General features: G+C 51.7%; 16 protein-coding genes. 12 read left to right on the top strand and 4 right to left on the bottom strand.

Features of this window, described 5'->3' with window-relative positions:
* Positions 1 to 11 precede the first annotated feature (11 nt).
* Positions 12 to 1,478: a tagaturonate reductase gene (locus EIP93_RS03365; RefSeq protein WP_039470632.1), complete on the bottom strand. Its 1,467-nt coding sequence runs from the start codon at positions 1,476 to 1,478 to the stop codon at positions 12 to 14.
* A 112-nt stretch (positions 1,479 to 1,590) separates the two neighbouring features.
* Entirely contained in the window at positions 1,591 to 3,000 is a 1,410-nt protein-coding gene (gene uxaC, locus EIP93_RS03360) for a glucuronate isomerase (protein WP_125232267.1), read from the bottom strand.
* 415 nt (positions 3,001 to 3,415) lie between these two features.
* Between uxaC and EIP93_RS03355 the strand changes: the two genes are divergently transcribed.
* From EIP93_RS03355 to EIP93_RS03310, 10 genes are all read left to right on the top strand, one after another.
* Positions 3,416 to 4,717: an MFS transporter gene (locus EIP93_RS03355; protein WP_095701525.1), complete on the top strand. Its 1,302-nt coding sequence runs from the start codon at positions 3,416 to 3,418 to the stop codon at positions 4,715 to 4,717.
* Between the two features lie 209 nt (positions 4,718 to 4,926).
* Entirely contained in the window at positions 4,927 to 5,703 is a 777-nt protein-coding gene (gene exuR, locus EIP93_RS03350) for a transcriptional regulator ExuR (protein ID WP_039513554.1), read from the top strand.
* A gap of 506 nt (positions 5,704 to 6,209) precedes the next feature.
* Positions 6,210 to 6,899: a DedA family protein gene (locus tag EIP93_RS03345; protein WP_103861472.1), complete on the top strand. Its 690-nt coding sequence runs from the start codon at positions 6,210 to 6,212 to the stop codon at positions 6,897 to 6,899.
* Positions 6,900 to 6,901: 2 nt separating this feature from the next.
* The gene (mzrA, locus tag EIP93_RS03340) at positions 6,902 to 7,297 is read left to right on the top strand and encodes an EnvZ/OmpR regulon moderator MzrA (RefSeq protein ID WP_103861473.1); all 396 of its coding nucleotides are present in this window, start codon (positions 6,902 to 6,904) and stop codon (positions 7,295 to 7,297) included.
* Positions 7,298 to 7,302: 5 nt separating this feature from the next.
* Complete coding sequence (locus EIP93_RS03335; protein WP_103972017.1) at positions 7,303 to 7,707, top strand: DUF1090 domain-containing protein; 405 nt, start codon at positions 7,303 to 7,305, stop codon at positions 7,705 to 7,707.
* A 175-nt stretch (positions 7,708 to 7,882) separates the two neighbouring features.
* A complete protein-coding gene (locus EIP93_RS03330) occupies positions 7,883 to 8,188 on the top strand; it encodes an ElaB/YgaM/YqjD family protein (protein WP_005971326.1) in 306 nt (101 codons plus the stop codon).
* A gap of 13 nt (positions 8,189 to 8,201) precedes the next feature.
* Positions 8,202 to 8,597: a phage holin family protein gene (locus EIP93_RS03325; protein ID WP_103972016.1), complete on the top strand. Its 396-nt coding sequence runs from the start codon at positions 8,202 to 8,204 to the stop codon at positions 8,595 to 8,597.
* Positions 8,594 to 8,884 (top strand): YqjK-like family protein, encoded by a 291-nt coding sequence (locus EIP93_RS03320; RefSeq protein ID WP_102117244.1) that lies wholly within the window; start codon positions 8,594 to 8,596, stop codon positions 8,882 to 8,884. The genes EIP93_RS03325 and EIP93_RS03320 overlap by 4 nt, the downstream gene beginning before the upstream one ends.
* Positions 8,885 to 9,160: 276 nt before the next feature.
* Positions 9,161 to 9,556 (top strand): DoxX family protein, encoded by a 396-nt coding sequence (locus EIP93_RS03315; protein ID WP_010298854.1) that lies wholly within the window; start codon positions 9,161 to 9,163, stop codon positions 9,554 to 9,556.
* 108 nt (positions 9,557 to 9,664) lie between these two features.
* Positions 9,665 to 10,660, top strand: a complete 996-nt coding sequence (locus EIP93_RS03310; RefSeq protein ID WP_109225283.1) for a glutathione S-transferase family protein — start codon at positions 9,665 to 9,667, stop codon at positions 10,658 to 10,660.
* Between the two features lie 97 nt (positions 10,661 to 10,757).
* Here the strand turns inward: EIP93_RS03310 and EIP93_RS03305 are convergent, their stop codons facing one another.
* Positions 10,758 to 11,654 (bottom strand): LysR family transcriptional regulator, encoded by an 897-nt coding sequence (locus EIP93_RS03305; protein WP_103861478.1) that lies wholly within the window; start codon positions 11,652 to 11,654, stop codon positions 10,758 to 10,760.
* Positions 11,655 to 11,767: 113 nt separating this feature from the next.
* Here EIP93_RS03305 and EIP93_RS03300 point away from each other — a divergent pair, with 113 nt between their 5' ends.
* Positions 11,768 to 12,466 carry a pirin family protein gene (locus tag EIP93_RS03300; RefSeq protein ID WP_103861479.1) on the top strand — a complete coding sequence of 233 codons (699 nt, stop codon included), beginning with the start codon at positions 11,768 to 11,770 and terminating at the stop codon, positions 12,464 to 12,466.
* Between the two features lie 138 nt (positions 12,467 to 12,604).
* The gene (gene zur, locus EIP93_RS03295) at positions 12,605 to 13,114 is read left to right on the top strand and encodes a zinc uptake transcriptional repressor Zur (protein ID WP_010298842.1); all 510 of its coding nucleotides are present in this window, start codon (positions 12,605 to 12,607) and stop codon (positions 13,112 to 13,114) included.
* Positions 13,115 to 13,169: 55 nt separating this feature from the next.
* Here the strand turns inward: zur and EIP93_RS03290 are convergent, their stop codons facing one another.
* Positions 13,170 to 13,379, bottom strand: a complete 210-nt coding sequence (locus tag EIP93_RS03290) for a CsbD family protein (protein ID WP_010298839.1) — start codon at positions 13,377 to 13,379, stop codon at positions 13,170 to 13,172.
* Positions 13,380 to 13,539 lie beyond the last annotated feature (160 nt).

Below are 13,539 nucleotides of genomic sequence, written 5' to 3'. Positions count from 1 at the left end.
CTTCTTACTGATTAGCAATAACCTTCCACGGCTGCGCGCATGCCGCGCTCAACGATGGTTTGCAACTGTTCAGTCACCTGCGCAGCCAAGCCAGGAACCTGTGTTAAATCCTGTTCCCAGTGATCGGCATCACGCAGTACGACATTCACCAACTCAGCCAGGCTGACGGTGTTTTCTTTTACGCCCGCCCACAGCGTGGAATAACGCTCCAGCCAGTGTGCATCGTCCTGCAATGGATAGGTTTGTAACGCATCGCCTTCACCACCGCGCTCGCCGCGATAGAATGCAATCAAGGCCGCCAGCGCAAACGTCAAGCGAGCAGGCAGTTCACCGTGACGCTCACGGTAGGTCAGCAACTGCGGCAGAATGCGGGTGCGGAATTTGGTCATGCCATTCAGCGAGATAGATAACAGCTGATGCTGAATGAACGGGTTACGGAAGCGGCTTAGTACAGCCTGAGCAAACGACGTCAGTTCGTCATGAGGCAGATCCAGTACCGGCACAATCTCTTCGGCAATGGTCTTTTCTACGAATTTGCCAATCAGGGCATCATTCATCGATTCGCCAACGGTATCCAGACCTGCGAGGAATGCCACCGGCACCAGCGCAGTATGAGCACCGTTGAGAATCGCCACTTTACGTTCTTTGTACGGCTTGATGTCATCAACGATACGAACGTTCAGATCCAGCTTGTTCAGACGTAATTCTTCCGCCAGCCACTGTGGCCCCTGAATCACGAACAGGTAGAAGTGTTCCGCCGTATCCCAGAAGGTATCCTTGTAGCCCATCTCCTGCTCTAGAGCTTCCACTTCGGCACGCGGATAACCCGTGACAATACGGTCCACCAGCGTTGAGCAGAAGGTATTGTGATCGTTCAGCCAGGCAGTAAACGTTGGCGTCAGTTTCCACTGTGCGGCATAGCGCAGCACCAGCTCTTTCAGCGCCACGCCGTTGTAATCAATCAGCTCGCACGGCAGCAGCACCCAGCCTTTATCCGCCGCACCATCAAAATGACAGAAGCGCTCATACAGCAGACGAGTTAATTTCGCCGGGAAGCTGACAGGCGGCGCGTCGTTCAGGCGGTCATCGGCGTGATAGCTGATACCCGCTTCGGTGGTATTGGAGAACACGAAGCGGATATTCGGATCGTGCGCCAGCGCCAGATACTCATCGAACTGACGGTACACGTTAATTTCACGGTTTACCGAACGGATCAGACGGGGTTCACGCACTGCTTCACCCTGCTCGTTCAGACCACGGATAATGGTGGTGTACAGCCCATCCTGAGTGTCCAGCGCGGGTGGAAAATCGGAATCGATCGGGCGAACAACGACAATGCCCGCATCCAGATCGGTGTGCTCATTCAGCAAATCCAACTGCCAGTCGACGAAAGCACGCAGGAAGTTGCCTTCACCAAACTGGATAACACGATCTGGGTGTTGACGACCGGGGAAGTTACGACGATTTAACGTTTGCATTAACAGGCTACCTTAAGACAAAAGACCGAGACATAGAGAGCCGCGGCGTAAGCCCCTTTGGGAGTCTTACTACCGCGCCCTCACGCAATTCACACCTTACGACGCCGTGGAATTACAGCTCGATGGCAAAATAGTTTTTAGCGTTATCGAAACTGATGTTTTTCACCATTTCACCCAGCAAAGGCAGATCGGCTGGCGCTTCGCCATCTTCCACCCAGCGGCCAATCATCTGGCACAGGATGCGGCGGAAATATTCATGACGGGTATAAGACAGGAAGCTGCGGCTATCGGTCAGCATGCCGACGAAACGGCTCAGCAGACCAAGCTGTGCTAACTGGGTCATCTGACGTTGCATGCCGTCCTTCTGATCGTTGAACCACCAGCCGGAACCGAACTGCATCTTGCCCGGCATCCCTTCGCCCTGGAAGTTGCCGATCATGGTACCGAGCACTTCGTTATCGCGCGGGTTCAGGCAGTAAAGGATGGTTTTCGGCAGCAGGTTTTCTTCATTCTGTTTGCTGAGCAGGCGAGACAGTTCCTGAGCCAGCGGACGGTCATTGATGGAGTCGAAGCCCACATCCGGCCCCAGCAGCTTGAACTGGCGCAGGTTGTTGTTACGCAGAGCACCAATGTGATACTGCTGAACCCAGCCGCGACGGGCATATTCCGCCCCCAGCCAGACCAGAACGCCGGTCTTGAACTGTGCCACTTCATGTTCACTTAGCGTTTCGCCCGCAAGACGACGCGCCAGAATTTTATCCAGAGCGGCGTCATCCGCTTCGGCAAACATCACCACATCCAGCGCGTGGTCAGACACTTTACAGCCGTGTGCGGCGAAGTGATCCAGACGCTTGGTCAGCGCCGTTTGCAGATCGCTGAAACGACGAATGTCGGTGTCAGAGACTTCACCCAGTTTCGCCATATAGTCGTTAAAGGTTGCCAGTTCAATGTTGAACGCTTTATCTGGGCGCCAGCTCGGCAACACTTTGATAGAGAAGCTTGAATCCTGAGCAACGGTTTTATGGTGGCGCAGATCGTCAATCGGATCGTCTGTCGTACCGACCATTTTCACGTTCATCTGCTGCATGATGCCGCGCGCGGTAAAGTCATCGCGCTCCAGCATGGCATTACAACGATCCCAAATGTCTTTTGCCGTGCTCGGCGACAGCAGCGTGCCGGTTACACCGAACGGACGACGCAGTTCCAGGTGTGTCCAGTGGTAGAGCGGGTTGCCGATGGTGTGCGGCACGGTAGCGGCCCAGGCTTCAAATTTTTCCCAATCGCTGGCATTACCCGTACACAAACGCTCAGGCACGCCGTTGGTGCGCATCGCGCGCCACTTGTAGTGATCGCCTTTCAGCCAGATGTCATACAAATTTTTGAAGCGATAGTTTTCCGCGATCTGCTCAGGCGGCAAATGGCAGTGATAGTCAAATATCGGTTGGTCGACGGCATACTCATGATAAAGACGACGGGCAAATTCACTGTCTAACAGAAAATCTTCACTCAGAAACTGGGGCATGTTCTCTTCCTTACCGTGCTTCTTGTGCACCAAATTAGTTGACCGTTAAAAGATATCACACCAATTATGCGCGATATCTCACAGTATTTGTGAGGTCATGATCGCAAAAATGTAACAAACAGTACAATAACTCAGCGTTTATCGCCGCAAACGGCTTGTTTCTCTCGGTTTAAACGAGGAATCCGCTATTCCATATAAAAATAATGGCTTTGTGATATCACTCAACTTTTAAAGTTGTATGACAAATTATTGTAGCGCTGCCTTAAGCAGGGATTCAATCGCTATCTCACAAAGAGAAGGGTTTTCCTGTTCAGTACAACAACAAAACGTGTCGCACGACATCACAAGACACATCACACCCTGATGCCACTCAAGAGCCATTACGGTGTTTTTTATTGACTCGGAGAGAAAGTAAATGCGTAAAATCAAAGGATTACGCTGGTATATGATCGGCCTGGTGACCATTGGCACCGTGCTGGGATATCTGACGCGTAATGCAATGTCTGTTGCCGCACCGACGCTACAAGATCAGTTGCACATCACGACACAGCAGTATTCTTACATCGTTGCTGCCTACTCAGCTTGTTATACCATTATGCAGCCCATCGCTGGCTATGTACTGGATTTGCTTGGCACAAAAATCGGCTATGCCATGTTCGCCATTCTGTGGGCCATCTGCTGTATGGGCACCGCGCTGGCAAACAGCTGGGGGGGGTTAGCGATCGCCCGCGGCGCTGTCGGTATGGCAGAAGCGGCCATGATCCCTGCTGGCCTGAAAGCCAGTAGCGAATGGTTTCCAGCAAAAGAGCGCTCTGTTGCGGTGGGTTACTTCAACGTGGGGTCATCCATCGGCGCCATGATCGCGCCACCGCTGGTCGTGTGGGCGATTGTGGCACACAGCTGGGAAATGGCCTTCATCATCACCGGTGTGCTGAGCCTGATCTGGGCCCTCTGCTGGCTCGTTTTCTATAAGCACCCGAAAGATCAGAAAAAACTCAGCGACGAAGAGCGCGACTACATTCTTAGCGGGCAGGAAGCACAGCACCAAACCAATAACGCGAAAAAAATGTCCGCCTTGCAGATCCTGCGTAACCGCCAATTCTGGGGTATCGCACTGCCGCGTTTTCTGGCTGAACCCGCCTGGGGGACTTTCAATGCATGGATCCCGCTGTTCATGTTTAAAGCCTACGGCTTTAACCTGAAAGAAATCGCCATGTTCGCCTGGATGCCGATGCTGTTCGCCGATATCGGCTGCATTCTGGGCGGTTACTTGCCAATGCTGTTCCAAAAGCATTTCAAAGTGAATCTGATCGTTTCCCGCAAAATGGTCGTCACGATGGGTGCGGTACTGATGATTGCACCGGGCATGATCGGGCTGTTCTCCAGCCCTTATGTCGCCATCGCCCTGCTGTGCGTCGGTGGTTTTGCGCATCAGTCGCTGTCCGGCGCGCTGATTACCCTGTCATCTGACGTATTTGGCCGTAATGAAGTCGCAACGGCAAATGGTTTGACCGGCATGGCAGCCTGGATGGCAAGCACCATGTTTGCTCTGGTTGTGGGCGCACTGGCCGACACGATGGGCTTCAGCCCGCTGTTCGCGGCACTGGCCGTCTTTGACCTGTTGGGTGCTATCGTCATCTGGACCGTGTTGAAAAACCAACCGGCATCAGAAGTCGCCGCCGCGGCTGAAACATTGAAAGAAGCCAACCAACACTGATAATCCCTGCATTATCCTGGCTCATCCGGTATGATCTGCGACTGGGTGAGCCACCTCCCTCCGATAACACACCGCGATAACTGTGACCACAACATTGGTTGCTGCTATGATTAAGTGGTATAACAAATCATCCCTGAAAGATTAACGAGATAGACACTCAGGCCCTGACGTGGCACATGGACCGTCATCTATCGAGAGTAGACATCATCATGGCACTCACTGAACCCCGACGGCTATACCAGCAGTTAGCCGCAGAATTAAAACAGCGCATCGAAAGTGGTATGTATCAGGTCGGCGAAAAATTACCGGCAGAGCGCTATATTTCTGAAGAAATGAACGTCAGCCGCACCGTGGTGCGCGAAGCCATCATTATGCTGGAAGTCGAAGGGTACGTTGAAGTACGCAAGGGTTCAGGCATTCACGTTATTTCCAACCAGCAGAAGAATTCATTCATTAATAGCGGCGATATTGAATTCGTCGCGGCAGGCCCCTTTGAGCTGCTTCAGGCTCGCCAACTCATTGAAAGCAACATTGCTGAATTTGCGGCCACACAGGTAACCCGTCAGGACATCATCCAACTGATGGAAATTCAGGAATATGCGCGTCAGGAAGATCGCTTCCGTGATTCTCAGTGGGATCTCAAATTCCACGTTCAGGTCGCGCTGGCAACACAGAACTCCGCGATGGCGACCATCGTCGAGAAAATGTGGAGCCAACGGATTCACAATCCCTACTGGCGCAAACTGCATGAGCACATTGACGACAAGTCGATTGAAAGCTGGTGCGAGGAACACGATCGCATCCTTAAGGCACTGATTCGCAAAGATCCTTACGCGGCCAAACTGGCGATGTGGCAACATCTGGAAAATACCAAACAGATGCTGTTTCGCGCCACGACGGATGATTTCGAGTTTAACGTCGACCGCTATATGTTCGCCGAAAATCCAGTCGTCCACCTCGACCAGATACACACGGGCAAGTCCTAAATGTGCATCCTCCCCCTCGTTTTACGCGAAGGGGGAAAATTTTGAACCAGAGGGAAAAAGTCAGAAAACGTTGATTTCTGTCAGCGAGTGTAAAATATCGCAGAAATCCCCACTCTTCTTCGAAAAATCCCCCTAAACCGCCCCAGTTGTCGTAATATTTTTCTGTCTCAGTAACACCTATTTTGTTACAGTTAACGCGTCTTTCTTACGCTTAATCCGCCGCTTTGGATGCAAAGTCTGCCAAGACCAAACAATCCCCAAGCAGCCTGTTTATCGGGTTCGCAGCGAAAAGCGAGCATCAAGTCAGACACCAGCTCCACTATCAGGCAGAAAAAACAGAGATCATCAAAAAATCATAATCCTGTGCCCTGATATACCCTAAATAATTCGAGTTTCAGGCAACTTGAAGTATGACGGGATTAACACTGTATTCACTCTTATCATGTCCAGAAGCGTGCGTGATTGTCGCCAAGGCTAAAATGCAACAGCAGTATTAGGAATACCGGATGGAATTAATCAAAGAACTGTTAAACGCACTCTGGCATCAGGATTTCGATATTTTAGCCGACCCGAAACTGGTATGGACCATCTACATATTACTGTTTCTGATTATCTTTCTGGAAAATGGCCTGCTCCCCGCCGCTTTCCTGCCCGGCGATAGCCTGCTCATTTTGGTCGGCGTCCTCGTCGCCAAGGGCACAATGAATTACCCTTTTACGATATTTCTCCTGACGACGGCCGCCAGTCTCGGCTGTTGGGCAAGCTATATTCAGGGAAAATGGCTTGGCAATACGGGAGTGGTTCAGGGTTGGCTATCACATTTGCCCGCGCACTATCACCAACGCGCCCACCAGCTCTTCCATCGTCATGGTCTGTCCGCGCTGTTAGTTGGCCGTTTTCTGGCTTTTGTCAGAACGTTACTCCCAACCATCGCAGGCTTGTCTGGTCTGAATAACGCGCGCTTTCAGTTCTTTAACTGGATGAGCGGGTTCCTGTGGGTGTTTATTCTGGTTACGCTGGGCTACGCCTTAGGGAAAACAACGGTCTTCCTGAAATATGAAGACGAGCTGATGCTCTGCCTGATGATACTGCCGCTGGCCCTGCTGTTTATCGGCCTGTTTGGATCGCTTTTTGTCCTGTGGCGTAAAAAACGTGACGCTAAAGCAGATGCAGATAATGCAGAAAAAGGGAGCTAACCGTGTCAATTAGCGGGTTATTCTCTAAGCTCTTCTCCAGAAAAGCAGGTCGCATACTGCTATTGCTTGCGCTGCCGATGATTGCATTGACACAGTCCCAGTCACTACGCCATTCCCAAGACGATGCTATGCTACACATCAAGCCTTATGACGGTGCCGCGTTGCCAGATGGCTTTTACGTGTATCAGCGTCTCAATGAAAAAGGAATTGCGATCAAAAGCATTACGCCAGAGCAAGATAGCCTGATCGTCCGTCTGGCCTCGCCAGAACAAAGTATCGCTGCCAGAGATGTCCTGCGTTTGTCTCTACCTAAAGTCACAATTACCGCGCAGCAAGTGACAACCCCGACACCCTTCTGGCAGCAGAAACTGACACAGAAACAATCCAAACTGGGGTGACGACTATGACATTATTTCCATCGAAACTATCTCCATCCATTATTGCTTTATCTGTCCTGCTTTCCGGTCATGCACTGGCGAATACTGCCAATCAGGTAGAGACCTGTCAGCAGAAAGCGCAGGATATTCAGCGCCAAATCGATGAAGCGCGTAAGCACGGCAATCAGAACCGCATCAGTGGCTTAGAGAAGGCGCTGGACGGCGTGAAAACCCACTGTACGGATGCTGGGTTAGCAGAAAAACGCCAGGAAACCATTGCGGAAAAACGCAAAGACGTCGCCGAACGGCAGCAAGAACTGAATGAAAGCCGCCAGAAAGGGGATGACGCCGACAAGATCCTCAAGCGCGAAAGAAAGCTGACTGAAGCCGAGCAGGAATTACGCGCCGCGGAACATGCTGCATCGCAATAACCCATCAATAGATTGCCCTGATAAAACACACGGCAACTGTTCATTTTGTATTCAAAAACCAAATCACTAAAATTTACAGCGAGTTATCAGAATTGTCCGTACCCATTTGGGGCGGCATAAATTTCAGCTTCAGCTATAGTTAACGTTCAGGTTTATAACATGAAGGGTTATTAATATGGCTAAAGATCAAAATTCTGAGTACCTACGCGCCGAATTGAAATCACTGGCGGACACGCTGGAAGAAGTATTAAGCACCTCCAGCGATAAATCTAAAGCGGAACTCGACAAGCTGCGCAATAAGGCAGAAAGCGCGCTGAAAGAAACCCGCAGTCGCCTGAGCGATACGGGTGAGCGCATCGCTTCCCAAACCAAAGAAGCGGTTGAATCGGCGGACGATTATGTACGCCAGAATCCGTGGACCGGTGTCGGCATTGGCGCAGCAGTCGGTGTCGTGCTTGGCGTCCTGCTGTCTCGTCGCTAATTAGCGGATTGCTATGACGGATAAATCACAACAAGGCCCCGCAAGCGGGGTCATAGCTTCTGCTCAGCGCATCATCTCTATTATTGTCAGCATGGTGGAAAGCCGTGTTCGACTGGCCGTCATTGAATTAGAGGAAGAGAAAGCTAATCTGATTCAGTTGCTGATCATGGTCGGCCTGACACTGCTTTTTGCCGCTTTTGGCATTATGAGCCTGATTGCGCTGATCATCTGGGGTATCGAACCGCAGTATCGTCTTTTTGCGCTGGGGTGTATTACCGCCACATTGCTCGGACTGGCGCTGATAGGCGGCATATGGACACTCGTGAAGGTACGTCGTTCCACCTTGCTCAAAGCGACGCGTAAGGAGCTGGCGACCGACAGATCGCTGCTGGAGGAAGATCCCAAGTGAACCAGCGTCAACAGCGAGACCGAGAAAAAGCCCAGCTACTGCGTCAGATACAGCAGCAGCGGCTGGATTTATCGGCAGGTAAAAAACACTGGCTGGATACCACCGCCCGTTACGATCGCGGCTGGCAAAGCCTGATGCAGTGGCGTAAATACTGGATCGTGGGCTCCAGCCTCGTGGCGCTCTATGGCGTGCGCCATCCTAGCCGCATGATCCGCTGGGGACGCCGCCTCGTCGGGCTGTGGGGGACATTCAGGCTCGTCCGTAAAACGTTTGAGCCACGTCCGTAATCCTTCCTATCGCCTCGGCTACCTGCCTTACCTATACAACACCACTTTTCATCTGACTTTTACCTAACGCGCTCGCGCCATGACAGCGCGTTCTTGCCTAATTAACTAAACATCAATTTTTCTGAAATAAAGCAACAATTATACTCGCTGGCAGCGCAAATCATCTCTCTATACTATCTGCCCATAACCTGATGGCGGGCCAGGTTTTCAGACCACACCTGCTACAACAAACACAATAGGGCCGTATAGCCCACAACAAAATCAATTGGAGAGATGATGAAAAATTTAGAAAGCACTGCACTGCTGGTTGCGCGTATCTTAATGCCGATTCTGTTTATCGTTGCAGGTTACGGTAAGCTGGGTGATGCCTATGCGGGCACACAACAATACATGCAGGCGATGGGCGTACCGACCTTCCTGCTGCCGCTGACCATTCTGCTGGAACTGGGTGGTGGCCTGGCGGTTCTGTTCGGCCTGCTGACACGTACCGTCGCGCTGTTCACTGCCGGCTTTACTCTGCTGACTGCATTGATTTTCCACTCTAACTTTGCGGAAGGCATGAACCAACTGATGTTCATGAAAAACCTGACCATCGCTGGCGGCTACCTCCTGCTGGCTGTCACTGGCCCAGGCGCATTCAGTATCGACCGCCTGCTGGGCAAAAAGTGGTAAGACGAGCCTTTTCCGGCCTGTACTACACTTAATAGTCGAATAACGAATGAGACGGCAAGCATACAAGGCTTGCCGTTGTTTTATCATCACTCACTAACGGGAGGATTTATGGGACAACTGGTTGACGGCGTATGGCACGATACCTGGTATGAAACCAAATCTACCGGCGGCCATTTTAAGCGTTCAGAATCTGCATTCCGCAACTGGGTAACGCCTGATGGCTCACCCGGCCTCACCGGTAAAGGTGGCTTTCCTGCCCAGTCCGGCCGTTATCATCTCTATGTTTCGCTCGCCTGCCCGTGGGCACACCGCACGCTGCTCATGCGGCAGTTGAAAGGGTTAACGGATCACATCACCGTTTCGGTCGTTCATCCGCTCATGCTCGATCACGGCTGGACGTTCGGTACCGATTTTGAAGCGGCGACGGGTGACTCACTCTATCAGCACGAATTCCTCTACCAGCTCTACCTGCACGCAATGCCAGACTACAGCGGTCGGGTGACCGTGCCTGTCCTGTGGGATACCGAGCAGCACACCATTGTCAGTAACGAATCCGCCGATATCATCCGCATGCTGAACAGCGCTTTTGATGGCGTGGGGGCAACCGCGGGAGATTATTACCCGGAAGCGCTACGCGCTCAGATTGACGAATTGAACGGCTGGATTTATGACAAGGTCAACAACGGTGTGTATAAAGCCGGTTTTGCGACAAGCCAGTCAGCCTATGATGAATCCGCCACAACCGTTTTTGCCGCGCTCTCCGATCTGGAAAGCATTCTGGCAAAACAACGCTATCTGACAGGTGAGCAATTAACCGAAGCCGACCTGCGGCTGTGGACGACGTTGATCCGTTTCGATCCGGTCTATCACACGCATTTTAAATGCGATAAATATCGCCTGAGCGATTATCCCAATCTGTTCGGTTTTCTGCGTGATATTTATCAGATGCCCGGCATCGCCGATACCGTCGATATGGCACATATTCGTCACCACTACTATTGTAGCCACGGCACGATTAATCCGCATGGCGTGATTTCGCTGGGCCCAGAGCAAGATCTGAACCAGCCTCATCAGCGCGATAAGACATTTGTCGATTTATACTAGGGTTTTGCCGATTTTCGCTAAGCAGTAGTGAAGTAGTAAACTAGTGAAATAGTGCGGCAAGGTGTGGAGCCACACCTTGCCGCAAAAAGCGCGGGATTTAAGGCTGGTTCAATAGTTTTGGAATCTCACGCAGAAACCAGGATTTCGCCTCGCCCATGCTGTCTCGCCGCCACGCCATAATAATCTGGCTTTCCATCTGATGCTCTGGGCCAACCACCAGTAAACGCCCTTCGGCAATATCTTGCGCAACCATCTGATACGGCATGGTCGCGACGCCTAACCCAGCCAACAGCGCACGCCGTTTATCATCCAGCGAACTCACCGTCAGACGCTGCTGTTTATCCAACAGTTGTACGGTCAGTACTGGTCGTTCACGCGCGGTATCCGCCATCGCAATCCCACGGTATTTCACCCGGGTTGCATCCGACAGCGGTTCAGGCTCCTGATGAATAGGATGTTCCGGGCTGGCGACATAAACGTTATTCATCGTGTACAGCTTGCGGGTATTCATTTCAGAAGACGCGCGAAAATGCATGTCCGGCGCAATCACAATATCGGCGCGCCCTTGCTCAAGGCGCTCCCACGCCCCAGCCAGCACTTCAGTCAGAATCGATACCTGCGTATTTGCTTTAAGCGCCAGTTTATCGATTAATGGGAAAATTCGCTGAGTCGGAATGAGCGCTTCCGTCACAATCGTCAGGTGCGTTTCCCAACCGCGTGCCAGTGCTTCTGCGTCCGTCGTGAGCTTATCCGCAGCCTCCAACAGAATGCGTCCGCGTTCCAGCAGCATCCGCCCAACATTTGTGAATTTAGTACGATGCCCGGAACGATCGAACAGCACCACATCTAACTCTTCTTCCAATTTCTGCATGGTATAGCTCAGCGCCGAAGGCACCCTACCCAGCTCGTCTGCCGCAGCGGCAAAGCTGCCACGACGATCGATCGCATCCATCACCCTCAAGGCTTCCAGCGTCAGTGCTCGTTCTCTCGCCATCTTCGTACTCATTCAGGAATTTTGAATATACCGACCAGATTAACTAGCTAACAATCCAACGTCCACACAATTACTATCGGTTTAATAAATAATTCTCTGGGGGGATAACAATTATGATCACACGAAGAGCAGCGGGACAATGCGGCCAGGCTGACTATGGCTGGTTGCAGGCGCGCTATACCTTTTCTTTTGGTCACTATTTTGACCCACAGTTGCTGGGCTACGCGTCTCTGCGCGTGCTCAATCAGGAAGTCTTGGCTCCGGGGGCATCATTCCAGCCGCGAACCTACCCACGGGTTGATATTCTGAACATCATTCTTCAGGGCGAAGCGGAATACCGCGACAGCAACGGTTGCCACATTCAGGCTAAAGCCGGAGATGTGTTGCTGCTCGCTACTCAGCCAAACGTCAGCTATAGCGAACATAATACCAGCGCCACTAAGCCGCTGACGCGTCTGCAATTATGGCTGAATGCCTGCCAGACCCGAGAGAACAGCCCGTTGCAGCGCATGGGGTTGAATTCAGCCAACCATACTCTGCTTGCCTCACCGGAAGGTGAACACCATAGCCTGCAACTGCGCCAGCAGGTTTGGGTTCATCATGTCGACCTCCAGCAGAATGAGCAAAGCACGATCGCGCTACAGGGGAATCAGGCATATCTCCAACTGATTCACGGCTCGATGGCGGTAAAAGGCGGCCAGAACAGTGAAACACTGCACTGCGGCGACGGAGCCTTCATTAAGGAAGAAACGGCGTTGACGCTACAAGCAGAGTCGCCTTTGCGGGCGCTGCTCATCGATCTGGTTGTGTAGCGCTTCTGTCCATTGTTTTTACAGAGAGTTGTTTTTTCAGGGAGCTGTTTTCGCAGGAAAACGCCGCCAGTTCGGCGTTTTTATTCAGTCGTGGTAAGATATCCGTCTTGTTCCTCAATGCGTCAGGGTGATATGACAATGGATTCAACCAAACAGGACAAACTTCTTGCCCAGGCTGAACAGATTTGTCAGCAGCGCGCTGTGCGTCTCACACCACAGCGGTTAGAGGTTTTACGCCTTATGGCACAGCAGTCTGGTGCTATCAGCGCTTATGACCTGCTGGACCTGCTACGCGTTTCAGAACCTCAGGCGAAACCGCCGACTGTCTATCGCGCGCTGGATTTTTTGCTGGAACAAGGCTTTATTCATCGCGTCGAATCAAACAACAGCTACGTGCTGTGTCACCATATCGAAGACCACAGCCACACGTCTGCCCTTTTCATCTGCGACCGCTGCGGGCAAGTCACAGAACGTCAAACAGAAGGTGTGGAAGAAACGCTGCGTAGTCTGGCCCAGCAGTCAGGGTTTACGCTGCGTCACAGCGTAGTGGAAGCACACGGGTTGTGCGGAGGCTGTCAGGAAGTTGCATCATGCAAACAGCCGGATCATTGCGATCACGACCATACTGTTCCCATTAAAAAACGATAGCCCAAGGGCTATCGTTTTCTCTGTGGAGAGACATCACCTTTGTTACCAGTGATAGCTACCAGTGATATTTGTGGTGCTCTTCCCAGTGTTTCACTTCTTTCTCTGCCGCTTCTTTTGCGTACCCGTAACGCTCCTGGATTCTCCCCACAAGTTGGTCACGTTTACCTTCGATGACCGTCAGATCGTCATCCGTTAATTTGCCCCATTGCTCTTTCGCTTTACCTTTAAACTGTTTCCAGTTACCGCTGGCTTGGTCTTTATTCATAAGAATCTCCGTACCTTAGGTGAATTGCGCATAAAAAATCGTGACTACCGACTTATGCGTCAGTTTCAGATAAATAGATTTATTCAGTAAGCAGCATCATAACTCTGTGAACCATGACGGTGCTCTTCGCCACTGTCTCCCTTGATTACCGGGCTATCTA

This window comes from Pectobacterium versatile, from assembly GCF_003932035.1.
Lineage (GTDB): Bacteria > Pseudomonadota > Gammaproteobacteria > Enterobacterales > Enterobacteriaceae > Pectobacterium > Pectobacterium versatile.
This window is presented reverse-complemented; position numbering and strand designations above follow the sequence as displayed.